This window comes from Pseudomonas sp. NEEL19 (genome assembly GCF_028751975.1).
GTDB classification, from domain to species: Bacteria; Pseudomonadota; Gammaproteobacteria; order Pseudomonadales; family Pseudomonadaceae; genus Aquipseudomonas; species Aquipseudomonas juntendi.
Map to the genome: position 1 here is coordinate 1,366,082 of NZ_CP081491.1, position 24,193 is coordinate 1,390,274.

Genomic DNA, 24,193 nt, shown 5'->3' on the forward strand with positions numbered 1-24,193 from the left:
CATCTCCTTAGGCCACTTCGCGTAGCGCCGTGGGGTCGATCGACAGGCTCACCCGTTGCCCGTCTTCATGCAGGTCGGCCGGTGAGCGGTTGAGTACGTCGACCACCAGTTCCACGCCACGCACTTGAACGCGGTAGCGGATCACGTTGCCCAGCAGGCTATGGCTGCGTACCTCGGCGTCGCGCTCACCCGCCAGGCCCAAGGTGATGGATTCCGGGCGGATCGCCAGGCGGCAGGCTATCGGGCGTTGCAGCAGGCGGCTGGCGCTGTCGGCGTCAAGCAGGTTGTAGTTGCCGATAAAGCCTGCGGCAAACAGGTCCACCGGCGCAGTGTAAAGGGTTTCGGCATCGCCGCTTTGCACAATGCGCCCCTGGTTCATCAGGAAGATACGGTCGGACATGGTCAGCGCCTCTTCCTGGTCGTGGGTGACGAAGATGGTCGTCAGCCCCAGTTCGCGCTGGATCGCGCGAATTTGCTCGCGCAGGTGCTTGCGGATACGTGCATCCAGTGCCGACAGCGGCTCGTCGAGCAGCAGCAGGCGTGGCCGGGTGACCAGCGAGCGGGCCAAGGCCACGCGCTGGCACTGGCCGCCCGACAACTGGTGCGGGTAGCGCCCGGCAAAGGTGCCCAGCTCGACCAGGTCCAGTGCCTCGCGCACGCGCCGCTGGCTTTCCTCGGCCTTGACCTTCTGCATGCGCAGGCCAAAGGCAACGTTCTGCTCCACAGTCATGTTGGGGAACAGCGCGTAACTCTGGAACACCATGCCGATGCCGCGTTGCTGCGGGCTCAGCGGCACGATGTCGTGGCCGTCCAGCAGGATCTGCCCGCGGTCCACCGGGGTGAGCCCGGCGATGCAACGCAGCAGCGTGGACTTGCCGCACCCGGAGGGGCCGAGCAGGGTGACGAATTCGCCGCGCTCGATGTGGCAGTCGATGTTCTCGAAAACCGGGTTGCCGGCATAGCTCTTGTGCAATTGCTGTACGCTGACGAAGCTCATGTCAGGTCTTGTCCTTGTTCAGGCGGTTGGCAACCCAGGTCAGTACCAGCACGAAGGCGAAGTAGGAAATCACCAGCGCGCTGTTGAAGTGGCCGCTGCTGTTGCGCATGTTGTTCAGGTACACCTGCAGGGTCTCGTAGCGGGTGCCGACCAGCAGGTTGGCGAACACGAACTCCCCGAACAGGAACGAGAACGACAGCAGCAGCGCCACCATCAGGCCCTTGCGCAGGTTAGGCAGCACCACCAGTAGTGCGGCTTGCCAGGCGCTGGCGCCCAGCAGCTGGGCTGCGTCCATCAGGTCGTGCAGGTGAATGGCCTGCAGGTTGTTGGTGATCGCCCGGTACATGAACGGCAGGGCGATGGTGAAGTAGCAGCCGATCAGGATCCACGGCGTGCCGACCATGGCCATCGGCCCGCTGCCGTACAGCTGCAGCAGCCCTACCGACGACACCACCGGCGGTACCGCGAAGGGCAGCAGGATCAGGATGTTCATCAGCCCGTCCAGCCTGGGGAAGTGGTAGTGGACCACGAACAACAGGGGCAGGATCAGTACCACCGACAGCAGCAGCGCCCCCACGCAGACCAGCAGCGACTGGCCGAACGCCGCCAGGAAGCGGGGTTCGCTCCACAACGCGATGTACCACTTGAACGTCAGGCCGCTGGGCAGCAGGCTGGCCGACCAACTGGTGGCCAGCGAGTAGAGCAGGGTGCCGGCCAGGGGCAACAGCAGAATCAGGAACAGCAGGTAGACCACGGCGCGGTGGTACCAGCCGCCGGCACGGGTTTCAGCGCGCATGGTAGCTCCGTTTCAGTAGCCATTGGTGCACCACCGTGACCAGCGTCATCAGCCCTACCAGAACCATTGCCAGCGCGCTGGCCAGGTTGGGGTCGAGGCTGATGTCACCGGCCACCAGGCCAGCGATGCGGATCGGCAGTACGTTGAAGTTGCCAGTGGTCAGCGCGTACACGGTGGCGTACGCGCCAAGGGCATTGGCCAGCAGGATGACGAAGGTGCCCAGCAGGGCCGGGGTCAGCACCGGCAGGCCGATGTGCCGCCAGAACTGCCAGTGGCTGGCGCCCAGCAGTGCTGCCGATTCACGCCAGTCTTCGCGCAGCGCGTCGAATGCCGGGTACAGCAGCAGCACGCCCAGCGGGATCTGGAAGTAGGTGTACACCAGGATCAGGCCGTTTCTGGAATAGATGCTGAAGTCTTCCAGCAGGCCGATCTGCTTCAGCAGCAGGGTCAGGGCGCCGTTGAAACCGAGCAGGATGATGAAGGCAAAGGCCAGCGGCACCCCGGCGAAGTTGCTGGTCATGTTGGCGAAAGCGCTGACGAAGTCGCGCAGCCTCGAGTCTACCTGGCGCAGCGAATAGGCACCGAGGGTAGCGATGACGATACCGAACAGGCTCGACCAGAAGCTGATCTCCAGGCTGCGTTGCAACGCCTGCAGGTAGAACTTAGAGGTGAACACCTTGCTGAAGTTGGCCAGGCCCCAGCCGGCTTCCGACTGCAAGCTGTTGATCGCCACCCAGGCCAGTGGGGCGATCTGAAAGATGACGAAGAACACCGCGAACGGCAGTAGGCACAGCAAGGCCAGGTAGCGGCTGCGGTTCACTTGAGCAACTCCCTGCATACCGTTTTGTCGTGCGCCACGCCCAGCAGCTCGCAGATGGTGCCGCATAGCTCGGTCTGCTGTGGCTTGGCGGCCGGGTCAAGGCTGAAGGCTTCGCCAAAGACGAACAGCGGCACTTCGCGTTCCTCGGTGAGCAAGCCATTGTGCGAGCGGTCGTTGTTCATGCCGTGGTCGGCAGTGACCAGTACCTGGTAGCCCTCTTCGAGCCAGCCTGGCAGGTAGTCGGCCAGCAGGATGTCCACGCTGCGCGCGGCATTGCGGTACTGGCTGCTGTCCAGGCCATGGTGGTGGCCGACATCATCGATGCTCATGGGGTGCAACAGCAGAAAGTTCGGGGCGTGCCGCCGGCGCAGGTACTCGCCGTCGGCCAGCAGGTGGGAGTCGGGGTAACGGTCGTCCCAATAGAACAGCCCGTGCTGGATCGGCAGCTTCGGGGCGTGGGTATGGCGGTCGCGCTGCGGATCGAAAGGCGAGCGGTTATACAGCTCGCTCATCCAGTGATAGGCCGCTGCCGCCGTGCCCAGGTTGGCCTCGCGCGCGTAGTGGAACACGCTGCGTTGGTTGGACAGGCGGTTGACGCCGTTGTGCACGATACCGCTGTCGATGGGCGCTACGCCGGTGAGGATGCACTCGTACAACGGCCGTGACAGCGATGGCAATTCGCATTCCACGCGGTACAGCGCGGCGCGGTCGGCCTCGACATAAGCGTGCAGGTGGCCCATGGCATGGTGGGCGACCTGGTAGTTGAGGCCGTCGAGCAAGACCAGGATGACGTTGTGTTGCATGGTGGCTCCCAATGAGCTGCAGGCGGTTCTAGCTGAAAGTTGCAAGCTGCAAGAAGAAGCCGGCATGGCGCTAACTGGCTTCCACTTGTAGCTTGCAGCTTGAAACTTGAAGCTTCTTCATTCCATCTCGATGATCACCTGCTCCTGCCACATTTGCGGCAGCTTCTTCGAGGTCGTTTCCCAGGCTTCGGCATTCTTGATCGGCTGCGCAGCTTTGTATTGCTCATTGGGCAGCAGTTTGGCCTGCACGTCTTCCGGCAGCTTCATGTGCTCGGCCCGGATCGGCCGTGCGTGCCCCTTGGCCAGGTTGATCTGCCCGGCGTCGCTGAAGATGTATTCACGCGTCAGCTTGGCAGCATTGGGGTGCTTGGCGTATTTGTTGATCACCGTGGTGTAGCCGGAAATCACCGAGCCGTCGGCCGGGATCAGCACTTCAAAACGCTTGGGGTCGATCTGCTCGCGGTAGCTCAGGCCGTTGAAGTCCCATACCACGCCCACTTCAACTTCACCCTTTTCAAGGGTTTGGATGGTCGGGTTCGCCAGGGACAGGCGCTTCTGCTGCGCCAGCTTGGTGAACAGTTGCAGGCCGGGTTCGATGTTGCTTTCACTGCCTCTGTAGGCGATGGCCGCGGCCAGCACGCCGTTGGCCGCCTGGGCAGCGGTACCGACGTCACCGATAGCGACCTTGTACTTGCCTTTCTCCAGGTCGTGCCAGGTTTTCGGGCGTTCGCCTTCCTTGACCAGATCCTTGTTGATGATGAAGGCGATGGTGCCGGTATAGGCCAGTGCCCAGTGGCCGTCTTCATCCTTGGCCCATGCCGGCACCTGGTCCCAGGTGCTGGGCTTGTACGGCTGGCTGACACCCTTGGCCACTGCAATCGGGCCGAAGGCGGCGCCCACGTCACCGATATCGGCGCTGGCGTTGTCTTTCTCGGCCTCGAACTTGGCCAGCTCCTGCGCCGAGCTCATGTCGGTGTCGCTGTGCTTGAGGCCATATTTGCTGGCCAGGTCTTCCCAGGTGCCTTTCCAGTTGGCCCAGGCATCGGGCATGCCCACGCTGTTGATGGTGCCTTCCTTGCGGGCGGCGTCTTCCAGGGCCTTGAGGTCAGGGCCGGCGGCCAGCGCCGAGGTGCACAGGGTAATGGCCGAACCGAGCAGTGACGCCATGAACAACTTTTTCATCCGAAGCTCCTTGGTATGGGTGCCTGTAGCGATCGTTGTTAGGAGTGAAGGGGTTGTCTGGTGACCGTTGGTCTAGGTCAGCAAACCTTGAGCCAAGGTAGGCCGCTTGCGTGACAATTTGATGTAGGGAAACACCGGCAAGGCCCCTGCGACTAAAGCGTAGACCACGGAATTCAACCGGTCGGGCGGCCTTGGCGCGTTTCTGGCAAGAGTCGCGGCAGGCGCTTGTCACAGGATATTCATCAGCCCTGCCTAGGCTGCACTAATCTTCACAGGCCCCTTTGTGGGGCTGGACTAGTCCAGATAGGTAACCTTTTGATGCAGTCGACGCCCCCGCGTGCGGTAACAGCCATCTGCCATGCCCTGCAGGAGCAGATCGAGCACGGCTTGCTGGAGCCGGGCGGCAAGTTGCCGGCCGAGCGCCGGCTGAGCGAGCTGTTCGGTACCACGCGCATTACCCTGCGTGAAGCGCTGGTGCAGCTGGAAGCCCAGGGCCTGATCTACCGCGAAGAGCGGCGCGGCTGGTTTGTGGCGCCGCAGCGCCTGACCTACGACCTGATCGAACGCAGCCACTTCCATGCCATGGTGCGCGCCCAAGGGCGCGTGGCCAGCACCGAGCTGCTGTCGGCGCGGCTGCAGCCAGCCCCGGCAGCCATCTGTGCGCGCCTGCAGTTGCCGGCGTTGTCCAGTGTGGTGCGCATCTGCCGGTTGCGGCGCATTGATGGGCGGGCAGTGTTGTATGCCGAGCACTACCTCGACCCCCGGTATTTTCCGGACATCCTCGAGCACGACCTGGCGCAGTCGCTGACCGAGATTTATGGGCGGGTGTATGGCATCGAGTATGGGCAGGTGTGTTTCGAGATCCTGCCAACGGCATTGCCAGTCGAAGCGGCGGGGGCGTTGAAAGTATCGGCGGGGAGCCCGGGGCTGCACATTACCCGGGTCAACAGTGACCAGTATGGGCACCTGATCGACTGTGACCTGGAGTATTGGCGGCATGATGCCATTCGTATTCGTGCCCAGGCGGGCTAGGGTGTTGGCTGCTTCGCGGGCTTGCCCGCTCCTACAGGTACTGCACAGGCCTTGAACACTGTGATTACCCTGTGGGAGCGGGCAAGCCCGCGAAGAGGCGCTAACTGGAGGAACCGGTTTCCGCCATCCCGCCACCCCCGGCGGTCACCACCTGTACCGACAACCGTGGCGTCGCCAGATCCAGCCCGGCCTCGTCCAGCTGCCGCTTCAGCGCCAGGTTGAACGCCCGCGACACTTCCCATTGCTTGATCGGCGCGGTCTTGAACCGTGCCCGCAACACCGCCGAACCCGACTCGAAGCTTTCCACGCCCTGCAGCTCCAGCGGCGACCAGATATTACGGCGCATCAGTGGGTCGTTGCGCAGTTTTTGCCCGACTTCGCGAATCAGCGTGATGGCCTGGTCGATGTTCATGCTGTGCGGGATCGCCACCCGGAAGATCGCGTAGCCGAACTCCCGCGAGTAGTTCTTGATGCTCTTGATTTCGCTGAACGGAATGGTGTGCACGATGCCGTCGATATCGCGCAGGCGCACGGTGCGAATGGTCAGCCCCTCGACGGTGCCCAGGTGGCCGCCGACATCCACGTAGTCGTCGATGGCCAGCGAGTCTTCGATGATGATGAACAGCCCGGTGATCAGGTCGGCCACCAGCGACTGCGCGCCAAAGCCGATGGCCAGGCCGATCACGCCGGCACCGGCCAGCAGCGGGGTGACGTTCATGCCCATGTTGGCCAGGGCCACGATCACGGCAATGATGAAGATGACCACGAACATCACGTTGCGGATCAACGGCATCATGGTTTGCGCGCGGGCATTGGCCAGCCCCCGGCGCGAACGTACCAAGGCATGGTGTACGGCGGTGTCGGCCAGGATCCACACCAGCCAGGCGACGATCAGCGTGCCGGCCAGCCCCAGCAGGCGCACGCTGATGTCGTGACCGTCGCCCTCGGCGAAGGTGATCATCGACAGGCCCCACACGCGCAGGCCCAGCTCGATGAACAGCAGCCAGATGAGGATGTGCACCAGCAGGTAGCCAAAGTTGCGCAGGCGCTCGGCATACACCGCCTGGCGCTTGGCCGCCCGTTTGGGGTTGGCTGCATGCCGCCGCACCAGGCCATTGAGCACCATGCACACCACCACCAGCACCGTGCACATCAGCGACTGGCGCAGCGCGGTGCTGGTGTCACCGGCAGAAACGAAGGTGGCGAACAGTGAAATCGCCACCAGGATCAGTGCGGGAATGAACCAGAAGCTGCCCAGGATCTCGATGGTGTCGCTGAGCGTGCGCCGGGTCAGGCGCCGGGACAGCGGCTGGTTGCGGATCAGGTGGGCGATCGGCCGGCGGAAGCGCAGGATGAACAGCCCGGTACACAGGGCGGCAATCACATTGGCCAGGGTTGCCAGCGCATGCGCCAGGTGGGTACCCAACGCCACCAGCAGGCGCGGGTCGCTCATGGCCTCGCCAAAGGCGGCGAAGCTGCCGATCAGCCACAGCGGCCGGAACGCCTGGTGCCGCAGGATATGCAGGGCGCGGTGACGGTGCGGGCCGTCGAGCAGCGAAAAGGCGATGACGCACACCGCCGAGAAGCAGGTGCCCACCACCAGCGCGTAGGCCAGCACCATGGCCAGCGATTTGCCCAGTGACGGCGGCAGCACGAAGCTCAGGTACACGGTGAACACCAGCGCCACCAGCCAGGGGCCCAGCTTGCGCAAGGCAAAGCGCACCAGGTCCCAGGTGCGTGGGTGTTGCGGCAGTTCTTCACTCAGGCCAAACCGCAGGCGTATGCGGTGGCCGACCCAGTTGAAGAAGTAGGCCAGCAGGCTCCACACGGCAATCACCGCGGCAAAGCCGAACAGGATGGCCGGCCACTGGTGCACCGGCACCATCAGCTCGGTCAGCTCGACCTGGGCCTGTTCGATTTCCGCCGCCCAGCGGTGGAACGGGCTGGCATCGCCGCTGAACTGTTTTTCGAAGTCACTCAGCGCACCGCCGATCAGGCCGAGCACACCTTGCTCGACACTGGGCTGAGTTTGCCGGGTGGCATCGCGCAGTTTTTTCAGGTCGGCCAGCAGCTTGGCCCGTTGCTGGTCGTTCTCGAGGTTCTTGATCACCTCGTCCAGCGACTTGCCCAGTGGCTCGGTGGCCTCCGGCTGCGCGGGCGCGCTGCTGCCCAGCAGGCTGGGCAGGCCCGCTGCCTGCACCGGGGTGATGAACAGCAAGAACAGTAGGAACAGGAAACGCAGAAGGGCAGGCACTGGCAAATCTACCTCAGGTCAAACGATTGCCCGAGTGTAGAGGTTTATGTCGGCAGTTTCTCGAGGATCTTCCAGCAGGTAAGGCCAAAGATGCCCAAGGTGCCGATCCACATCATCAGCACACCGATACTGCGTTCGCGCATGCTGAAGCCAACGGTCAGCAACAGCAGGAACAGGAAAACCGGCACGAACAGGGACAAAAACGGGGACATGGACAGCAATCCTTTTGCAGTGGGGCCATGTAACAAGCATAGCGGGTGGCAAGCGAAGCGGGATTGACCTTGAGCAGGCCAGGCCCTATCGCCGGCAAGCCAGCTCCCACAGGTCCCCTGCAGGCCCTGGCATTGTGGGCTACAGGCAACCCCGCAGACCCAGGTATTGTGGGGACCTGTGGGAGCTGGCTTGCCGGCGATAGGGCCAGACCTGCCTACCTCAAGGCAGCTCGCGGCACCGGTAGAACGCTGTCAGCACCTTCACCAGGTGCGCCAGGTCATGGCTACCACACAGCTCGCGAATCGAGTGCATGGCAAAGGTCGGCAAACCGATATCCACGGTGCGCACACCCAGGTGGCTGGCCGTGATCGGCCCGATGGTCGAGCCACAGCCCATGTCGCTGCGTACCACGAAGCTCTGCACGGGCACTTCTTCGGCCATGCACAGGTGGCGGAAGAACCCAGCGGTTTCGCTGTTGGTGGCGTAACGCTGGTTGTTGTTCACCTTGATCACCGGCCCGGCGTTGAGTTTGGGCCCATGGTTGCCGTCGTGCTTGTCGGCATAGTTGGGGTGCACGCCGTGGGCGTTGTCGGCCGATACCATCAGCGAACGCTGGATGGTGCGCACGTAGGTGTCGCCATCGGGCAGCAGGCGTTGCAGGGTCTGCTCCAGCATCGGGCCATCGGCGCCGCAGGCCGAGCAGCTACCGACCTCTTCATGGTCGGTGCACACCAGCACGCAGGTTTCGTCGCTGTCGGCGGCCAGCAGTGCCTGCAGGCCGGCGTAGCACGACAGCAGGTTATCCAGGCGGGCAGCGGCGATGAAGTCGCCGTTCAGGCCGACCAAGGCGGCCTGCTGGGTGTCGTAGAAGCTCAGTTCGTAGTCCAGCACCACGTCGGCGATCAGCTCGTGTTCACGGGCCAGTTGCTCGGTGAGCAGGGCGCGGAAGTCGATGCGTTCGTCACCGGCCACCTGGGCCAGGATCGGCGGCAGTTCGTTCTGCGGGTTGATCGCCCAGCCCTCATTGGCGGTGCGGTTCAGGTGGATGGCCAGGTTGGGGATGATGGCAATGGGCAGTTTGAAGTCGATCAGTTGGCTTTCGACCTTGCCATCACGGCGGTAGGTGACCCGCCCGGCCAGCGACAGGTCGCGGTCGAACCACGGCGCCAGCAGGGCGCCGCCATACACTTCCACACCCAGTTGCAAAAAGCCCTGGCGCTGCAGCTCGGGCTGCGGCTTGACCCGCAGGCAAGGGCTGTCGGTATGCGCGCCGACCATGCGGATACCGTGGTGTAGCGGGGCTTGCTTGCCCAACTTGATGGCGATGATCGATGAATCGTTGCGGGTAACGTAGTAGCGCCCGCCCGGCACCGTGGCCCAGCTATCACGCTCGTCCAGGCGCTGGTAACCGGCTGCCTCCAGGCGTTGGGCCAGGCTGGCGGTGGCATGGAAGGGCGTGGGGGAGGCCTTGAGAAAGTCGATAAGGCCAGAATTCAGTGCATCGCGCATAACTCACTCCAATTCGAGCTTCAAGCTATAAGCTTCAAGCCATAAGCTACAAGCCATAAGCTACAAGCTTCAAGCAAAGGCAGTCCGCGGAGCAAGCTTCCACGCGATCGGTCTTTGCTTTTTCTTGCAGCTTGCAGCTTGCAGCTCAAAAAGGTGCAGGGCACTCGAACTTCAGCCGTTGCCCGGAAACCGGGTGGGTGAAGCTCAGCATCGAGGCGTGCAGGCACAACCGCTCATGCGCCGCCAATGCCTGGGGGTTGGCATACAGGCGGTCGCCCAGCAACGGGTGCCCGATCGACAGCATGTGCACGCGCAACTGGTGTGAACGCCCGGTGATCGGGGTCAGCTCCACCCGGCAGTGGTCGCCACAGCGCTCGACGATGCGCCAGAAGGTGAGGGCATGCTTGCCTTGCTCATGGTCCACCACGTGGCGGGGCTTGGTCGGCGGGTCGTAGCGCAGCGGCAGGTCGATGCTGCCGCTGTCCAGCGCCGGCTGCCCCCAGCACAACGCGGTGTAGGCTTTTTCGGTTTCACGGTCGTGGAACTGGCGCGACAGCTCGCGGTGGCTGTCGGCATCGCGGGCCAGCAGGATGATGCCCGACGTTTCCCAGTCCAGGCGGTGCACGATCAGGGCGTCGGGGTAGCCGTTTTCCTGCAGGCGGGTAATCAGGCAGTCCTTGTTGTCGTCGGCGCGGCCAGGCACCGACAGCAGCAGCGTCGGCTTGTTGATCACCAGGATGGCGGCGTCTTCGTGCAGGATCTGGATGTTCGACAGCGGCATTGCTTGGTCTCAGTCATATCGGGGAAAACCAATGGGGCCGCCTTGCGGCCCATCACCGGCAAGCCAGCCCCACAGGTAACACGCGGACCCTGTGGCAGCTGGCTTGCCGGCGATGGGCTGCAACGCAGCCCCAATGGTCAGGCAGGTCGCTTTATCAGCGATCTGGCAAGGTGATGTTCAGCTCCAGAATGGAGCAGCTGCCCTGGTTCTCCAGCTCGATATGCACGTCGTCATTGCCGATGTTCACATACTTGCGGATCACTTCCAGCAGTTCTTTCTGCAGCTCCGGCAGGTAGTCCGGCTCGCTGCGCTGGCCGCGCTCGTGCGCCACGATGATCTGTAGACGCTCTTTCGCCACCGACGCGCTGGTCTGTTTCTGTCTGCCACGAAAGAAGTCAAAAAGGTTCATGGTTTATTTGCTCCCGAAAATGCGCTCGAAGAATCCTTTCTTCTGTACATCGATGAAGCGCATTGGCTTCTCTTTGCCCAACAGGCGGTCGACTGCATCGCTGTAGGCCTGGCCAGCGTCGCTCTGGTCATCGAGGATGACCGGGATACCCTGGTTGGAAGCCTTGAGCACAGCCTGAGACTCCGGGATGACGCCTTTGAGTTTGATCGACAGGATTTCTTCGACGTCGGCCACGCTGAGCATTTCGCCCTTCACCACGCGCTCGGGATGGTAGCGGGTGATCAGCAGGTGCTCCTTGATCGGCTCTTCGCCGTTCTCGGAACGGCGCGATTTGCTCGACAGGATACCCAGCATGCGGTCCGAGTCACGTACCGACGACACTTCAGGGTTGGTCACGACAATCGCTTCGTCGGCGAAATACATCGCCAGGTGCGCGCCTTTCTCGATACCGGCCGGCGAGTCGCAGATCACGTACTCGAAGTCCTTTTTCAGGTCCATCAGTACCTTTTCCACGCCTTCCTGGGTCAGCGCGTCCTTGTCACGGGTCTGGCTGGCGGCCAGCACGTACAGGTTCTCGAGGCGCTTGTCCTTGATCAGGGCCTGCTGCAGGTTGGCTTCGCCGTTGACCACGTTGACGAAGTCGTACACCACGCGGCGTTCGCAGCCCATGATCAGGTCGAGGTTACGCAGGCCCACGTCGAAGTCGACGATGACGGTCTTGTGGCCGCGCAGTGCGAGGCCGGTACCAATGGCGGCGCTGGTGGTGGTCTTGCCCACACCCCCCTTGCCGGAAGTAACCACGAGAATCTTGGCCAAGGTGTTTCACCCCTAAAATAGTCGGGACACTTGTCCCTGCAAAAAACTGAAATAGCTTTAATAGCTCAAATAAAAGGCAACTGTAAAAAAAGTTGCACTAAAAATGCTGGCAAGTATCCGTTAAAGACGGGTGATGTTCAACACGTCACCAGACAGGCTGACTTGCACGCCGGTGCCCCACAGCGGGTCGCGGCGCAGGTCTTCGCAGACCTTGTACTGGCCAGCGATTGAGACCATTTCGGCGGTCATCTGCTGGCAGAAGATACGTGCCTTGGTATTGCCTTTGATGCCGGCCAGGGCGCGGCCGCGCATGGCGCCGTACACATGGATGTTGCCATCGGCCAGAAGTTCCGCACCCGGGCTGACCGAAGCCGTTACTATCAGATCGCCACCTTGGGCGTAGATCTGCTGGCCGCCGCGTACGGGCGAAGTGATGATGCGGGTCGGGCGTACCTCCGGCTCCGGGGCGGGGGGCGGTACCGGGGCGGGTTCAGGTTTTTTCACCGCTTCGGGTTCGGGCTCCAGCGGCCGCTCACGGGCGCCGGACGGCGGCAGCACGGGCAGGTCGATGGCGATGGCGGCGGCGATGTCCTCGATGCGGCTGGCACGAATGGCCAGCGTGCGCAGGCCATGGTGGCGGCAGATCCGCATCAAGCCGGGCAGGTCGATTGCCCCTTCATCGGCAGGCAGCTTGTCCAGCGCCAGCACCAGCGGCGTGTTACTGAAGAAGTTCGGCGCCTGGGCGACTTTGGCCGCCAGCTGGCGGTCCAGGGCTTCAAGGTCATTGCGCGCCAGTTCCAGTACGGTGATGGCAAGCATGCTGCCCTTGAGCTGGAACACGGAAGCGGTGTCGGGTGTGTGGTTTGGGCTCATGGTCTGCATAGACGGCTTGTTGCGGAAAAAGTGCCCTGACTTATAACGAGAACACCGGTTGCCCGCAACATGCGCTGATCCGTTGTAGAATGCGCAGCCTTTGTCTTTCCGGATGCTTCAATGGAACGCCCGCGTTTTCGTCGCTATTACCTTCACCCAAAGTTCTGGGGCCTGTGGCTGGGCCTGGGCCTGCTGTGGCTGGTAGTCCAGTTGCCGTACCGGGCGCTGTTGAAAATCGGTGCCGCGCTGGGCGCGGTGATGTACCACTTTGCCGGCGAGCGCCGGCGCATTGCTGCGCGCAACCTGGAGCTGTGCTTTCCGGAGCTGTCAGTCGACGAACGGCAGCGGTTGCTGAAGGCCAACTTCGCGTCCACCGGCATCGCCTTCTTCGAAATGGCCATGAGCTGGTGGTGGCCCAAGGCGCGGCTGGCACGCCTGGCCCATGTCGAGGGCCTGGAGCACCTGCAAGCCGCGCAGCAGGCGGGGCAGGGGGCCATCCTGATGGCGGTGCACTTCACCACCCTGGAAATCGGCGCGGCGCTGCTGGGCCAGCAGCACACCATCGACGGCATGTACCGCGAGCATGGTAACGCGCTGTTCGATTTCATCCAGCGCAGCGGCCGCGAGCGCCACAACCTCGATTCGCTGGCGGTGGAACGCGAGGATGTGCGTGGCATGCTCAAGCTGCTGCGTTCGGGCCGGGCGATCTGGTACGCGCCGGACCAGGACTACGGCACCAAGCAGAGCCTGTTCGTGCCGCTGTTCGGCATACCCGCCGCAACGGTCACGGCCACCACCAAGTTTGCCCGGCTGGGCAAGGCGCAGGTCATTCCGTTCACCCAGAAACGCCTGGCCGATGGCAGCGGCTACCGGCTGGTGATCCACCCACCGCTGGCGGACTTCCCCGGGGAAAGCGAAGAGGCCGATTGCCTGCGCATCAACCAGTGGGTCGAAAGCGTGCTGCGCGAATGCCCCGAGCAGTACCTGTGGGCGCATCGCCGGTTCAAGTCGCGGCCTGAAGGGGCTGAGCGGCTGTATGACAAGAAAAAGCGTTGAACCCTGTGTCGTCGGGAAGCACGCCATGGCCCCACCTGCGGTAACCGGCCTTATCCTGTCTGGCGGTGGCGCCCGCGCCGCCTATCAGGTCGGCGTACTGGCCGGCATCGCCGAGCTGTTGCCGGCCAGCGCAGCCAACCCGTTCCCGGTAATCGTCGGCACTTCGGCAGGGGCCATCAACGCCGTGACCCTGGCCAGCGGTGCCGGCCAGTTCAACAGCGCCGTGCAACGGCTGACGCACTTCTGGCAGAACATTTCCAGCCACCTGGTGATCCGCAGTGACTGGCCTGGGGTGGTGCGCCAGGCCAGCCGGTTTGTCGGCCACAACCTGCTTGGGCTGGGCGGCCAGGCGCCCGTGGCGTTGCTCGACAGCCGGCCGCTGCGCACCTTGCTGGAGGCGCAGCTGAACCTGGATGGCATTGGCCAGGCCTTGGCCGCCGAGCAACTGCGCGCGGTAGCGGTAACCGCCTTCGGTTACGAGTCCGGCCAGGCAGTGACCTTCTACCAGGGCCGAGGCTCGATCGAGGCCTGGTTGCGCCACCGCCGCATTGGCGTGCCCACGCCGCTGGGCATCGACCACCTGCTGGCCAGTGCGGCGATCCCGCTGCTGTTCGCGCCGGTGCAGCTGGGTGACGAGTATTACGGTGATGGTGCGGTGCGGCAGTCGGCGCCGATAAGCCCGGCCCTGCATCTGGGCGCCAGCCGGGTGCTGGTGGTCGGCGTCAGCGGCAACCCGCAGCGGCCTGCGCCACCCTTGCCGCCCCAGCGGGTGTTCAGCGGGCAGCAGCCAAGCCTGGCGCAGATCGGCGGGCACCTGCTCAACAGCACCTTCATCGACAGCCTGGAAGATGACATCGAACTGCTGCAGCGGCTCAACCACCTGGGCCGGCTGTTGCCGGCGCACCTGGACGCACGCCGCCTGGGCCTGGCACCGATCGAAGTGCTGGTGGTTGCGCCCAGCCAGCCGCTGGACGAGATTGCCGCGCGCCACCGCCGCGACCTGCCGGCGGCGCTGCGCCTGTTCCTGCGCGGGCCGGGGGCAACCCGTACCAGTGGGGCGGGGGTGTTGAGCTATCTGCTGTTCGAAGCCGGTTATTGCAGTGAGCTGATCGAGTTGGGGCGCCGCGACGCCTTGGCCAAAAAGCGCGAGCTGCGCCAGTTCCTGGGTATCGGATAACGCCTGTGCCGGCCCTTTCGCGGCATTGCACCGCCGCCAAAGGGCCGGGCCGGGTTAGTCGGCTATCTGCAGCTTGCGCGATTGGGTATACACGTAGCGCACTTTTTCATACTCGAACGGCGAGTTGAGCTGGCCATAGCGGAATTTGGTGTTGTAGCGCTTGTCCACCACGCGCAAGGCGAAGATCTCAGGGTGGTCCTTGCTGGCGTCGGCCACGTTGAGGTAGTTGATGCTCTGCTCGCCGGCGTAGTCCACTGCCAGGCCGGTGGTATCGCGCAGGTTCGACGGGCCCAGCAGCGGCAGCATCAGGTACGGCCCTTCGGGTACCCCGTAGAAGCCCAGCGTCTGGCCAAAGTCTTCGCTCTGCCGTGGCAGGCCCATGCTGGTCGCCGGGTCCCACAGCCCGCCTACGCCAATGATGGTGTTGAACATCAGCCGCGCGGTGATCTCGGCCGAGCGCTTGGCCTTGAGCTGCAGCACGCTGTTGAACAGGTTAGGCACATCGCCCAGGTTATTGAAGAAGTTGCTGACCCCGGTGCGGACGAAGCTTGGCGTAACGTACTGGTAGCCGTTCACCAACGGCAGCAGCACCCACTGGTCGAGGCGGTAGTTGAAGTGGTAGATGCGCCGGTTGACCGACTCCAGCGGGTCGTACACGTTCAGCGCCTCCAACGTGGAGCGCTCGAACTCGCGCTGGTCCAGGCCGGGGTTGAATTTCAGCTCGCGCAGCGGGTCGAGAAAACCGTCGGACTCGGGCACCAGTGGCGCTGTGCCAACCACCTGCGGGTCGGCCTCGACCACGCTGGCCCGCGGTGCGGTTTCGGCGGCCAGGGTGTGGCCGGCGGCTAGCAGGGCAGTGGCGAAGAGGAGTTTGTTAACCACGGAAGAACTCCAGCATGGCGTCGCTGTTGACGCGGTAGTTGAGGTTGCCGCAATGGCCGCCATGGGGGTAGAGGGTCAGCCGGTCACCAAAGACCTTGCGCAGGAAGCCGATGTCGCCCGGGCCGAGGATGACGTCGTCGGCGTTGTGCATCACCGCGATCTTGTCGCTGCTGTGCAGGTAGTCTGCCAGCGCGTACAAGCTGACCTGGTTGATCAGTTGCAGGATGCTGTTGCCGTCGGTGCGTGCACGCCACATGGGGATTACCTGCTCGGTCATGTAGCAGTCGAAGTCACACTGCAGGGCACGTTTGAAGAACGGCGTGAGGCTGCTGCCTTCGGTGATCGGGTACTTCGGCGGAATGATCAGGCCGCGACGGTTGATCAGGTCGGAGGTAAAGGCAATGTCGGCCGCTGAGAAGCGGAACGAGGTGCCGATCAACATGGCCATCTGTTCGTTGGACAAATGTTGTTTCGACTGCTGGAAGTCGTACAACAGGGCATCGTTGAGGTCGATGTAACCCTTGTCCTGGAAGTAGCGGGTGAGCTTTTGCAGCATCAACTCGTAGAAGGTGGTGCTGCGGTCGATGCCCTTGACCTGTGTTTGCACCAGCTTGTCGAGGTTGTTGATCGAGGTGTACAGGTTGACCGGTGGGTTGAGCAGCAACACGCGCTTGAAGTTGAAGCTGCGGCGGGTTTCGTCCAGGTGGCTGACGAACGCCGCGTCGAGGGCCCCCAGGCTGTAGCCGGTCAGGTAGAACTCGCTGACCGGCAAGCGCGGGTGCTGGGCCCGCACGGCCTGCATGACCCGGTACAGGTCTTCGGCGTCTTCCTGGGTGATGCCCGGGGTGGCAAAGCGCGAGGCGGCGCTTATGAAGTCGTAGCTGGTAGGCGACGACAGCTGCACCACGTGGAAACCGGCCTGATAGAACAGCTTCTTCAGGTATTCGTTGATGGTGCTGGTGTAGGCGGCCCCGGTGCCGGCGATGATGAAGATCAGCGGCGCCGCGTGGTCCTGGCGGGCCAGGCGGTACTTGAGCTTTTTCACCGCCCAGAAGTTGTCGGGCAGGATGAACTCGCGCTCCGGGCGCAGGTTCAGGCTGTAGTCGGACTGGTCGATGTCTTCATCGCTGGGCAGGGTCGGGCGCTGCTCCGGCGGCGTAGTGGCGATGGTGGCCTCGAACGGGTTGGTCAAGGGGTAGCCATAGCTGGCGGCGTCGATATCGCGCGCTGAAGCGGCCACAGCCATGAGCAGGCCACCGAGCAAGGCAGCGAGGCGCAAAGTACGAAGCATGTAATCCCCCAAAAGAACGCAAGGTCAAGCGTATGCAGGCTAGGACCACTGCGGGCTGAACAAAGTTGCCTGGCGTAGTGGCCTTTGGTGTTCTTGTTATCTGCAACATAGCTGCAGGCCGACGATTTTGCCTTATCACGGGCGATGGGTGATCATCGTTTTCTTCGATAGTGACTGTAGGGTAAACAGGATGTCTCGTGCCTTGACGGCAGCCATGGTCATGCTGTTCATCGGGCTGTGGCTCGCAGCCAGTTATGCGGTGCGTTACGGGCTGATGGAAGACGGCCAGTGGGTCGGCCTGTGCACATTACCGGCGGCGTACTGGCAGTGCGAGGTCCGGTCGTTGCTGGGGCTGGGCATTCACCACCAGGTGCTGGCCTGGGGCGGGTTGGGCCTGGCCCTGTTGGCGCAGGTGGTCGCAGGCCGTGCAGGCAGGTGGCTGGCCTTCCTGGCCCTGGTGTTCGCGGTGCCGGCGCTGGTGCTGTATACCGCCAGCATTGCGGTGTTTGCGCTGGTGCTGGCGGGCTTGCGGTTGGTCCGCTCGCAGCAGCGGGCCTGACCAGGCCAACCGCCGCATTAAAGGTGCGCCGCGGCCGCCATCACACCGCGCGCAGCCGCAAGCTGCGCCACAGCGCCACTGTCATTACCACGCTCACCACCGCCCACCCCCAGGCCTGGCGGTTCTGCAGCCCTTCGACAAACAGCTGTGGCGCCACCCCGGCACCCACGATAAACGCCAGCAATGCCACCTCCGCCCGCGGCGCGCGCACCGGCCACAGCGCGTACACCAGCGCCGGCAACGCCAGCGCTGCAGTGGGAAAGCTGCGGTAGCGCGGGTCGAACACCAGCGCCAGCATGCTCACCGCCGCAGCGAAGCCTGCTGCCAGCAACAGCCAGCCGGCGCGGGCCTGCAACCCGGCGAACAGCCGCTCGCGCCAACCGGCGCGCTGCGCCTGGGCCAACACGGCATGGGCCAGCACCAACAGGTTCAGTGCGACCAGCGCCAGCGCCCACACCCATTCCCCGGCGAAGCGCGCATGGGTGCGCACCAGCTCGCCCCACAGGCCCAGGCAACCCGCCCCCAGCGCAGCCAGCAGCGGTAACAGCAACGCCGCCCGCAGGGTGGCGGGGCGCCCTGCCAGCACCAGCATGACCAGCATCAGCGCGGCGCTGCCCAGCAACCACTGCGGCCAGTAGTGCAGGTTGCTCACCGGCCCTTCCAGCACGCCCTTGTCCTGCCGGTCGGCATCGTACAACCCCCAGTACCCGCCCACCGCACCTTCGTTGGCACGCTTCCACGGCTGGTCGAACGCCTCGATCAGGTTGTAGTGCCAGCCATTGGCCTCTGCCATGCTCACAAAACCACGAATGAAGCGCGCTTCATTGACCCGGCTGGGCACTGCCGTCTCGCGCTGGCGGCCTTCGCTGGGCCAGCCGGTTTCACCAATCAGGACGTCCTTGGGCGCAAAGCGCGTACCGAACACCCGGCGTACATCGGCGACATGGGCCAAGGCCTGGTCGATGCCCTGCGGGTCGTCCTCCCAGTAGGGCAACAGGTGAATGGTGAGGAAGTCCACTGCCGGTGCCACCTGCGGGTGCTGTAACCAGAATTCCCAGACATCGGCGTAGGTCACCGGCACGTGCACCTGGCTTTTCACCCGGGCGATCAGCGTGGCCAGGTGTGCACCGGTCACCTCCTTGCGCAGCAGGGTTTCGTTGCCGACGATCACTGCGCTGACCACGTCGGGGTTGGCGTTGGCGGCGGTGATCAGCAGGTTGATTTCCCGCTCGGTGTCGGCGGCGTGCGCATTGACCCAGGCCCCCAGCATCACCTTCAGGCCGTGCTTGCGCGCCAGCGCCGGTATTGCTTCAAGACCGGTCATGGAATAGGTGCGAATGCACTGAAAGCGTTCGGCCAACAAGGCCAGGTCGGCATCCATGCGCTGCGGGCGCAGCCGAAACGGTTGGTCGTAGGGCGACTGGTCCTTGTCGAACGGTGTGTACGAGGCACATTGCAGCTTGTGTGCAGGGCTCGCGGCATCGGGCAGTTGCAGCGGCTTGCCAAGCCCGTACCAGAGCGCTCCCAGCCCCAGCAGGGCGAACAGGCAGGCAAACAGGTACAACGGCAGCAGCGCGCGGGCAGAACGGGGCATCAGGCGGTCCATCGTCAGGCACAAAGGGATAGATAGTAGCCCGGCGCCAAAGCTTTGGCATGCAAGGATCGCGCAGGTCGTGGTGGGCATATGGCGCTAATGGCACAGTGCTGTCGCATATGGGGCAGGTACAGGTCGCAGCTGGATCAGGTCGCCCGGGGTTGCAGGCAGATGATGGAATCTCCAAGACCTGACGAGGGGATGCTTTGATGGCGACTTTGAAAAAAATGCGACGTTTCCTGGGCGTGGGCACCGCCCTGGTACTGGGATTGAGCGCAGCACAGGCAATGGCCAAGGAAGTGAGCATTGGCTACGTGGACGGCTGGGCCGACAGCGTGGCAACCACCAACGTGGCGGCCGAAGTAATCAAGCAGAAGCTCGGCTACGATGTGAAGTTGCAGGCCGTTGCCACCGGGATCATGTGGCAGGGTGTGGCGACCGGCAAGCTCGATGCCATGTTGTCGGCCTGGTTGCCGGTGACCCATGGCGAGTACTGGGCCAAGAACAAGGATAACGTGGTTGACTACGGCGCCAACTTCAAAGATGCCAAGATCGGCTTGATCGTGCCTGAGTACGTCAAGGCCACCAGCATCGCCGACCTTAAGACCGACAACAGCTTCAAGCAGAAGATCGTCGGCATCGATGCAGGCTCGGGCGTGATGATCAAGACCGAACAGGCCATCAAGGACTACGACCTGACCGGCTACAAGCTGCAAGCCAGCTCGGGCGCCGCGATGACGGCCGAACTGGGCCGCGCCTACGCCAAGCAGCAGTCGATTGCAGTGACCGGCTGGGTGCCGCACTGGATGTTCGCCAAGTGGAAGCTGAAGTTCCTGGAAGACCCGAAAGGCGTTTATGGCGCGTCGGAAACCGTAAACAGCATCGGCAGCAAAGAACTCGCGACCAAGGCACCGGAAGTGGCCGAGTTCCTGAAGAAATTCAGCTGGCAGTCCAAAGACGAGATTGGCGAAGTGATGCTGGCCATCCAGGAAGGCGCCAAGCCTGAAGCGGCGGCCAAGGACTGGGTGGCCAAGCACCCGGACCGGGTGAAGGAGTGGACTGGCAAGTAACAACCTGAAGGGCCGGTTTTGTTGCTTCGCGGGTAAACCCGCTGCCGCAGGGCTATCACAAGGCTGAACCTTGCGGTGGCCCCTATGGCAGCGGGTTTTCCCGCGAATGGCCCGGCACTTTGTTACGCAAACGGTAAAACACCGTTGCATCTAAGACTAAGGTCGTCTGGTTGGCGTCCATCGGCAGCATAAAGTAAGGGTGTGGGTGTTTCCCTACTTGTGCTGCTAGGACAAAAACAATGAACGACAGCATTTACCTCTCGATACAAAACAGCCCTCGCTTCAAGGAGCTGGTCAGCAAACGCGAACGGTTCGCCTGGATCCTCTCGGCGATCATGCTCGGCTTGTACTGCGCTTTCATCCTCCTCATTGCCTACGGTCCTCACATACTGGGCGCCAAGCTCAGCCCTGAGTCGTCGATCACCTGGGGTATCCCCATCGGCGTCGGCCTGATCGTCTCGGCATTCGTCCTTACCGCCATCTACGTGCGCCGCGCCAACGGCGAGTTCGATGAGCTGAACAAGGCCATCCTGAAGGAGGCGCAACAATGATTCGCCACGCCAAAGCCCTGGCCATACTGGCCTGCGGAGCCTTCGCACCCGCCGTGTGGGCCGCCGATGCCCTGACCGGCGAGGTGCAGAAGCAACCGCTGAACGTCTCTGCCATCGCCATGTTCGTGGCGTTCGTCGCCTTCACCCTGGGCATCACCTACTGGGCCTCCAAGCGCAACAAGTCGGCGTCGGACTACTACGCCGCCGGCGGCAAGATCACCGGTTTCCAGAATGGCCTGGCTATTGCCGGCGACTACATGTCGGCAGCCTCGTTCCTGGGCATTTCCGCACTGGTGTTCACCTCTGGCTACGATGGCCTGATCTACTCGATCGGCTTCTTGGTCGGCTGGCCGATCATTCTCTTCCTGATTGCCGAACGCCTGCGCAACCTGGGCAAGTACACCTTCGCCGACGTGGCTTCGTACCGCCTCGGGCAAAAGGAAATCCGCACCCTGTCGGCTTCCGGCTCGCTGGTGGTAGTGGCGTTCTACCTGATCGCGCAGATGGTCGGTGCCGGCAAGCTGATCGAGCTGCTGTTCGGCCTGGACTACCATGTGGCGGTGATCCTGGTGGGTATCCTGATGTGCCTGTACGTGCTGTTCGGCGGCATGCTCGCCACCACCTGGGTACAGATCATCAAGGCCGTGCTGTTGCTGTCCGGTGCCAGCTTCATGGCGCTGATGGTGATGAAACACGTGGGCTTTGACTTCAACACGCTGTTCTCCGAAGCGATCAAGGTGCACGCCAAGGGCGAGGCCATCATGAGCCCGGGCGGCCTGGTCAAAGACCCGATCTCGGCGTTCTCGCTGGGCCTGGCGCTGATGTTCGGTACGGCCGGCCTGCCGCACATCCTGATGCGCTTCTTCACCGTCAGTGACGCCAAGGAAGCCCGCAAGAGCGTGCTGTACGCCACCGGCTTCATCGGCTACTTCTACATCCTCACCTTCATCATCGGCTTTGGCGCCATCCTGCTGGTCAGCACCAACCCTGACTTCAAGGACGCCGCCGGCGCGCTGCTGGGCGGCAACAACATGGCCGCGGTGCACCTGGCCAATGCCGTGGGTGGCAGCGTATTCCTCGGCTTCATCTCGGCAGTGGCGTTCGCCACCATCCTGGCGGTGGTCGCCGGCCTGACCCTGGCGGGTGCCTCGGCAGTGTCCCACGACCTGTACGCCAGCGTGTGGCGCAAGGGCAAGGCCAACGACAAGGACGAGATCCGCGTGTCGAAGATCACCACCGTCGCCCTCGGCGTACTGGCGATCGGCCTGGGCATCCTGTTCGAGAAGCAGAACATCGCCTTCATGGTCGGCCTGGCGTTCTCCATCGCCGCCAGCTGCAACTTCCCGGTCCTGCTGCTTTCGATGTACTGGAAAAAGCTGACCACCCGTGGCGCCATGATCGGCGGCTGGCTGGGCCTGGTCAGCGCAGTGACGCTGATGATCCTTGGCCCGACCATTTGGGTGCAGATCCTGGGCCATGAAAAGCCGATCTACCCGTACGAGTACCCCGCGCTGTTCTCGATGGCCATTGCCTTCGTCAGCATCTGGTTCTTCTCGGTCACCGACAAGTCCAAGGCCGCAGAAAACGAACGCGCGCTGTTCTTCCCGCAGTTCGTCCGTTCGCAGACTGGCCTGGGGGCTTCGGGTGCCGTGTCGCACTGAGCCCGCCCGCCCATGAAAAAACCGCGCCGAAGCGCGGTTTTTTCATGCCTAGCGTGGCGCCGCTAGATCCTGCCCAGCAGTAACAACACCAGCAGGACCACCAGTACCACGCCGACGATGCCGGACGGGCCGTAGCCCCAGCTGCGCGAGTGTGGGAAGACCGGTAAGCCACCAATCAACAGAAGAATCAGGATGATGATGAGGATCGTGGTCATGTACGTGTCCTTGCGTGGTTGGGGGTCAAGGGCCTCGGGTTGCCGGCCTCTTGTAAGTTCGGACTGGTGGGCAATGTGAAAGATTCCATTTTGTGCCGGTTCATGCCCCCACATTCACTACCCTGATGAACCCTGCCCTTGGCCAGCCCCTTGTTTAGACTCGTTTCATTCCTCAACGAGACAGGGCCAGCCACCATGCACAACCGCATCATGATTACCGGAGCCGGCTCAGGCCTCGGGCGCGAGATTGCCCTGCGTTGGGCACGTGAGGGGTGGCGCCTGGCGCTGGCCGATGTCAACGAAAGCGGCCTGCGTGAAACGCTGGACTTGGCCCGTGCGGCCGGCGGTGAGGGTTTCGTCCAGCGCTGCGACGTGCGCGACTACAGCCAGCTCACAGCCCTGGCCCAGGCCTGTACCGAGCAGTTCGGTGGCATCGACGTGGTGGTCAACAACGCCGGGGTTGCCTCGGGCGGGTTCTTTGCCGAGCTGTCGCTGGAAGACTGGGACTGGCAGATCGCCGTCAACCTGATGGGCGTGGTCAAGGGCTGCAAGGCCTTCCTGCCCCTGCTGGAGCGCAGCAAGGGGCGCATCATCAACGTCGCGTCGATGGCCGCCCTGATGCAGGGGCCGGGCATGAGCAACTACAACGTCGCCAAGGCCGGCGTGCTGGCGCTGTCGGAGAGCCTGCTGGTGGAATTGCGCCAGGTGGAGGTGGCGGTGCATGTGGTGTGCCCGTCGTTCTTCCAGACCAATCTGCTGGACTCGTTCCGCGGCCCGAACCCGGCCATGAAGGCGCAGGTCGGCAAGTTGCTGGAAGGGTCGCCGATCAATGCGGCGGACATTGCCGACTACATCCACCGGCAGGTCGCTGCTGGCGAGTTCCTGATTATGCCGCATGAGGCCGGGCGGCAGGCTTGGGAATTGAAGCGGCAAGCCCCCGAGCGGCTCTACCAGGAAATGGCCGAAATGGCCGTGAAAATGCGTGCCAAAGCTGTTTCGCGATGAAATATCTGTAGGGCGAATTACCAGTAGATGTAGGGCGCTTCTGAATCGCTGCGGAGCTATTGAGTAGCCTGATCCTGACGATGCAGTCTCCGGTTTTACCTTGTGCAGGAGGACCGGAACATGCTGGTGATAGGGCGCAAAGTGGGCGAGGTCATCATGATCGGTGAGAACATCCGCCTCGTGGTGGTCGAAACCCGTGACGGGGTGGTGCGCTTTGGCGTGGACGCCCCACGGGAAGTGCCGGTGCACCGGTCCGAGGTGTACAAGCGCATCAAGGAAGCCAAGAAAGCCGAGGCCGGCTAGTCGAGCAGTTCCCGCGGCACGTCATGCTTGGCCAGCAACTGGCACTGCTGGCTTTCGGGGTCGAAAAGGATGAAGGCCTGGCCCTTGGCCAATGCCTGGCGTACCCGCAGTACCCGTGTTTCAAGCGGGGTATCGTCACCATTGTCGGTACCGTCGCGGGTGACGAAGTCTTCGATCAGGCGGGTCAGTGTTTCGGCTTGCAGGTGCTCGTAGGGGATCAGCATGGGGCGGTGTCTCGGGTTACGGTGGGGGCATGCTACGCGAAACTTTGGGGGTTTGGGGCCGCGTTGCGGCCCATCGCGACACAAGGCCGCTCCTACAACGACCGCGCAACCAGGTGCTCG

26 protein-coding genes are annotated in these 24,193 nt (G+C 63.2%); 9 read left to right on the forward strand and 17 right to left on the reverse strand.

Features of this window, described 5'->3' with window-relative positions; genetic code table 11:
• Window positions 1-7 precede the first annotated feature (7 nt).
• The 5 genes from K4A76_RS06200 to K4A76_RS06220 all read right to left on the reverse strand — a co-directional run bounded on the left by K4A76_RS06200 (window position 8) and on the right by K4A76_RS06220 (window position 4,598).
• On the reverse strand, window positions 8-997 hold the full coding sequence (locus K4A76_RS06200; RefSeq protein WP_274411739.1) for an ABC transporter ATP-binding protein: 990 nt from the start codon (window positions 995-997) through the stop codon (window positions 8-10).
• Between the two features lies 1 nt (window position 998).
• Window positions 999-1,793 carry an ABC transporter permease gene (locus K4A76_RS06205; RefSeq protein WP_274411740.1) on the reverse strand — a complete coding sequence of 265 codons (795 nt, stop codon included), beginning with the start codon at window positions 1,791-1,793 and terminating at the stop codon, window positions 999-1,001.
• A complete protein-coding gene (locus K4A76_RS06210; RefSeq protein WP_054881375.1) occupies window positions 1,783-2,631 on the reverse strand; it encodes an ABC transporter permease in 849 nt (282 codons plus the stop codon). The genes K4A76_RS06205 and K4A76_RS06210 overlap by 11 nt, the downstream gene beginning before the upstream one ends.
• Window positions 2,610-3,416 (reverse strand): alkaline phosphatase family protein, encoded by an 807-nt coding sequence (locus K4A76_RS06215; RefSeq protein ID WP_009686249.1) that lies wholly within the window; start codon window positions 3,414-3,416, stop codon window positions 2,610-2,612. The genes K4A76_RS06210 and K4A76_RS06215 overlap by 22 nt, the downstream gene beginning before the upstream one ends.
• 117 nt (window positions 3,417-3,533) lie before the next feature.
• Window positions 3,534-4,598, reverse strand: coding sequence for an ABC transporter substrate-binding protein (locus K4A76_RS06220; protein WP_274411741.1), 1,065 nt, complete (start codon window positions 4,596-4,598; stop codon window positions 3,534-3,536).
• Window positions 4,599-4,916: 318 nt separating this feature from the next.
• Here K4A76_RS06220 and K4A76_RS06225 point away from each other — a divergent pair, with 318 nt between their 5' ends.
• A complete protein-coding gene (locus K4A76_RS06225) occupies window positions 4,917-5,630 on the forward strand; it encodes a UTRA domain-containing protein (RefSeq protein ID WP_054912940.1) in 714 nt (237 codons plus the stop codon).
• A gap of 100 nt (window positions 5,631-5,730) precedes the next feature.
• Here K4A76_RS06225 and K4A76_RS06230 read toward each other — a convergent pair whose 3' ends face one another.
• From K4A76_RS06230 to minC, 7 genes are all read right to left on the reverse strand, one after another.
• A complete protein-coding gene (locus K4A76_RS06230) occupies window positions 5,731-7,884 on the reverse strand; it encodes a mechanosensitive ion channel family protein (protein WP_173887873.1) in 2,154 nt (717 codons plus the stop codon).
• A 44-nt stretch (window positions 7,885-7,928) separates the two neighbouring features.
• Window positions 7,929-8,096, reverse strand: a complete 168-nt coding sequence (locus tag K4A76_RS06235; RefSeq protein ID WP_009686254.1) for a hypothetical protein — start codon at window positions 8,094-8,096, stop codon at window positions 7,929-7,931.
• Window positions 8,097-8,316: 220 nt separating this feature from the next.
• A complete protein-coding gene (locus K4A76_RS06240; protein WP_009682847.1) occupies window positions 8,317-9,606 on the reverse strand; it encodes a M18 family aminopeptidase in 1,290 nt (429 codons plus the stop codon).
• Between the two features lie 145 nt (window positions 9,607-9,751).
• Window positions 9,752-10,387, reverse strand: a complete 636-nt coding sequence (locus K4A76_RS06245; RefSeq protein ID WP_029885883.1) for an RluA family pseudouridine synthase — start codon at window positions 10,385-10,387, stop codon at window positions 9,752-9,754.
• Between the two features lie 154 nt (window positions 10,388-10,541).
• Window positions 10,542-10,796, reverse strand: a complete 255-nt coding sequence (gene minE / locus K4A76_RS06250; RefSeq protein ID WP_009682849.1) for a cell division topological specificity factor MinE — start codon at window positions 10,794-10,796, stop codon at window positions 10,542-10,544.
• A 3-nt stretch (window positions 10,797-10,799) separates the two neighbouring features.
• Window positions 10,800-11,612 (reverse strand): septum site-determining protein MinD, encoded by an 813-nt coding sequence (gene minD / locus K4A76_RS06255; RefSeq protein ID WP_003252574.1) that lies wholly within the window; start codon window positions 11,610-11,612, stop codon window positions 10,800-10,802.
• Between the two features lie 120 nt (window positions 11,613-11,732).
• Window positions 11,733-12,494: a septum site-determining protein MinC gene (minC, locus tag K4A76_RS06260; RefSeq protein WP_009682850.1), complete on the reverse strand. Its 762-nt coding sequence runs from the start codon at window positions 12,492-12,494 to the stop codon at window positions 11,733-11,735.
• Between the two features lie 111 nt (window positions 12,495-12,605).
• On the opposite strand from minC, the gene K4A76_RS06265 reads away from it, so the two are divergent.
• Window positions 12,606-13,541, forward strand: a complete 936-nt coding sequence (locus K4A76_RS06265) for a lipid A biosynthesis lauroyl acyltransferase (RefSeq protein WP_274411742.1) — start codon at window positions 12,606-12,608, stop codon at window positions 13,539-13,541.
• 25 nt (window positions 13,542-13,566) lie between these two features.
• A complete protein-coding gene (locus K4A76_RS06270; RefSeq protein WP_274411743.1) occupies window positions 13,567-14,718 on the forward strand; it encodes a patatin-like phospholipase family protein in 1,152 nt (383 codons plus the stop codon).
• Window positions 14,719-14,772: 54 nt separating this feature from the next.
• On the opposite strand, the gene K4A76_RS06275 is transcribed toward K4A76_RS06270, so the two are convergent.
• Window positions 14,773-15,600, reverse strand: a complete 828-nt coding sequence (locus K4A76_RS06275; RefSeq protein WP_009682854.1) for an MlaA family lipoprotein — start codon at window positions 15,598-15,600, stop codon at window positions 14,773-14,775.
• On the reverse strand, window positions 15,593-16,891 hold the full coding sequence (locus K4A76_RS06280; RefSeq protein ID WP_054912170.1) for a serine/threonine protein kinase: 1,299 nt from the start codon (window positions 16,889-16,891) through the stop codon (window positions 15,593-15,595). Before K4A76_RS06280 ends, K4A76_RS06275 begins: the two co-directional genes overlap by 8 nt.
• Window positions 16,892-17,081: 190 nt before the next feature.
• Between K4A76_RS06280 and K4A76_RS06285 the strand changes: the two genes are divergently transcribed.
• Window positions 17,082-17,450: a hypothetical protein gene (locus tag K4A76_RS06285; protein WP_274411744.1), complete on the forward strand. Its 369-nt coding sequence runs from the start codon at window positions 17,082-17,084 to the stop codon at window positions 17,448-17,450.
• A gap of 40 nt (window positions 17,451-17,490) precedes the next feature.
• On the opposite strand, the gene K4A76_RS06290 is transcribed toward K4A76_RS06285, so the two are convergent.
• Window positions 17,491-19,056 carry a glycoside hydrolase family 17 protein gene (locus tag K4A76_RS06290; protein WP_274411745.1) on the reverse strand — a complete coding sequence of 522 codons (1,566 nt, stop codon included), beginning with the start codon at window positions 19,054-19,056 and terminating at the stop codon, window positions 17,491-17,493.
• Between the two features lie 197 nt (window positions 19,057-19,253).
• Between K4A76_RS06290 and K4A76_RS06295 the strand changes: the two genes are divergently transcribed.
• The 3 genes from K4A76_RS06295 to K4A76_RS06305 all read left to right on the forward strand — a co-directional run bounded on the left by K4A76_RS06295 (window position 19,254) and on the right by K4A76_RS06305 (window position 22,326).
• Window positions 19,254-20,114 (forward strand): glycine betaine ABC transporter substrate-binding protein, encoded by an 861-nt coding sequence (locus tag K4A76_RS06295; protein ID WP_009682858.1) that lies wholly within the window; start codon window positions 19,254-19,256, stop codon window positions 20,112-20,114.
• Between the two features lie 239 nt (window positions 20,115-20,353).
• On the forward strand, window positions 20,354-20,665 hold the full coding sequence (locus K4A76_RS06300) for a DUF485 domain-containing protein (protein WP_009682859.1): 312 nt from the start codon (window positions 20,354-20,356) through the stop codon (window positions 20,663-20,665).
• Window positions 20,662-22,326 carry a cation acetate symporter gene (locus K4A76_RS06305; protein ID WP_009682860.1) on the forward strand — a complete coding sequence of 555 codons (1,665 nt, stop codon included), beginning with the start codon at window positions 20,662-20,664 and terminating at the stop codon, window positions 22,324-22,326. Before K4A76_RS06300 ends, K4A76_RS06305 begins: the two co-directional genes overlap by 4 nt.
• A 62-nt stretch (window positions 22,327-22,388) precedes the next feature.
• On the opposite strand, the gene K4A76_RS06310 is transcribed toward K4A76_RS06305, so the two are convergent.
• The gene (locus K4A76_RS06310) at window positions 22,389-22,541 is read right to left on the reverse strand and encodes a DUF3309 family protein (protein WP_009682861.1); all 153 of its coding nucleotides are present in this window, start codon (window positions 22,539-22,541) and stop codon (window positions 22,389-22,391) included.
• A gap of 195 nt (window positions 22,542-22,736) precedes the next feature.
• Between K4A76_RS06310 and K4A76_RS06315 the strand changes: the two genes are divergently transcribed.
• Together K4A76_RS06315 and csrA are read left to right on the forward strand one after the other, a co-directional pair.
• Complete coding sequence (locus K4A76_RS06315; RefSeq protein WP_054890442.1) at window positions 22,737-23,546, forward strand: SDR family oxidoreductase; 810 nt, start codon at window positions 22,737-22,739, stop codon at window positions 23,544-23,546.
• Between the two features lie 120 nt (window positions 23,547-23,666).
• Complete coding sequence (gene csrA / locus K4A76_RS06320; protein ID WP_274411746.1) at window positions 23,667-23,849, forward strand: carbon storage regulator CsrA; 183 nt, start codon at window positions 23,667-23,669, stop codon at window positions 23,847-23,849.
• Here the strand turns inward: csrA and K4A76_RS06325 are convergent.
• Entirely contained in the window at window positions 23,846-24,073 is a 228-nt protein-coding gene (locus tag K4A76_RS06325; protein ID WP_039603187.1) for a YheU family protein, read from the reverse strand. The two genes, csrA and K4A76_RS06325, sit on opposite strands and share 4 nt — an antisense overlap.
• Between the last annotated feature and the right edge of the window lie 120 nt (window positions 24,074-24,193).

Coding starts and splice junctions, on each gene's coding strand:
- K4A76_RS06200 (WP_274411739.1), bottom strand. CDS start 997: ATGAGCTTCGTCAGCGTACAGCAATTGCACAAGAGCTATGCCGGCAAC.
- K4A76_RS06205 (WP_274411740.1), bottom strand. CDS start 1,793: ATGCGCGCTGAAACCCGTGCCGGCGGCTGGTACCACCGCGCCGTGGTC.
- K4A76_RS06210 (WP_054881375.1), bottom strand. CDS start 2,631: ATGCAGGGAGTTGCTCAAGTGAACCGCAGCCGCTACCTGGCCTTGCTG.
- K4A76_RS06215 (WP_009686249.1), bottom strand. CDS start 3,416: ATGCAACACAACGTCATCCTGGTCTTGCTCGACGGCCTCAACTACCAG.
- K4A76_RS06220 (WP_274411741.1), bottom strand. CDS start 4,598: ATGAAAAAGTTGTTCATGGCGTCACTGCTCGGTTCGGCCATTACCCTG.
- K4A76_RS06225 (WP_054912940.1), top strand. CDS start 4,917: ATGCAGTCGACGCCCCCGCGTGCGGTAACAGCCATCTGCCATGCCCTG.
- K4A76_RS06235 (WP_009686254.1), bottom strand. CDS start 8,096: ATGTCCCCGTTTTTGTCCCTGTTCGTGCCGGTTTTCCTGTTCCTGCTG.
- K4A76_RS06240 (WP_009682847.1), bottom strand. CDS start 9,606: ATGCGCGATGCACTGAATTCTGGCCTTATCGACTTTCTCAAGGCCTCC.
- K4A76_RS06245 (WP_029885883.1), bottom strand. CDS start 10,387: ATGCCGCTGTCGAACATCCAGATCCTGCACGAAGACGCCGCCATCCTG.
- minE (WP_009682849.1), bottom strand. CDS start 10,796: ATGAACCTTTTTGACTTCTTTCGTGGCAGACAGAAACAGACCAGCGCG.
- minC (WP_009682850.1), bottom strand. CDS start 12,494: ATGCAGACCATGAGCCCAAACCACACACCCGACACCGCTTCCGTGTTC.
- K4A76_RS06265 (WP_274411742.1), top strand. CDS start 12,606: ATGGAACGCCCGCGTTTTCGTCGCTATTACCTTCACCCAAAGTTCTGG.
- K4A76_RS06270 (WP_274411743.1), top strand. CDS start 13,567: ATGGCCCCACCTGCGGTAACCGGCCTTATCCTGTCTGGCGGTGGCGCC.
- K4A76_RS06280 (WP_054912170.1), bottom strand. CDS start 16,891: ATGCTTCGTACTTTGCGCCTCGCTGCCTTGCTCGGTGGCCTGCTCATG.
- K4A76_RS06285 (WP_274411744.1), top strand. CDS start 17,082: ATGTCTCGTGCCTTGACGGCAGCCATGGTCATGCTGTTCATCGGGCTG.
- K4A76_RS06290 (WP_274411745.1), bottom strand. CDS start 19,056: ATGGACCGCCTGATGCCCCGTTCTGCCCGCGCGCTGCTGCCGTTGTAC.
- K4A76_RS06295 (WP_009682858.1), top strand. CDS start 19,254: ATGGCGACTTTGAAAAAAATGCGACGTTTCCTGGGCGTGGGCACCGCC.
- K4A76_RS06300 (WP_009682859.1), top strand. CDS start 20,354: ATGAACGACAGCATTTACCTCTCGATACAAAACAGCCCTCGCTTCAAG.
- K4A76_RS06305 (WP_009682860.1), top strand. CDS start 20,662: ATGATTCGCCACGCCAAAGCCCTGGCCATACTGGCCTGCGGAGCCTTC.
- K4A76_RS06310 (WP_009682861.1), bottom strand. CDS start 22,541: ATGACCACGATCCTCATCATCATCCTGATTCTTCTGTTGATTGGTGGC.
- K4A76_RS06315 (WP_054890442.1), top strand. CDS start 22,737: ATGCACAACCGCATCATGATTACCGGAGCCGGCTCAGGCCTCGGGCGC.
- csrA (WP_274411746.1), top strand. CDS start 23,667: ATGCTGGTGATAGGGCGCAAAGTGGGCGAGGTCATCATGATCGGTGAG.
- K4A76_RS06325 (WP_039603187.1), bottom strand. CDS start 24,073: ATGCTGATCCCCTACGAGCACCTGCAAGCCGAAACACTGACCCGCCTG.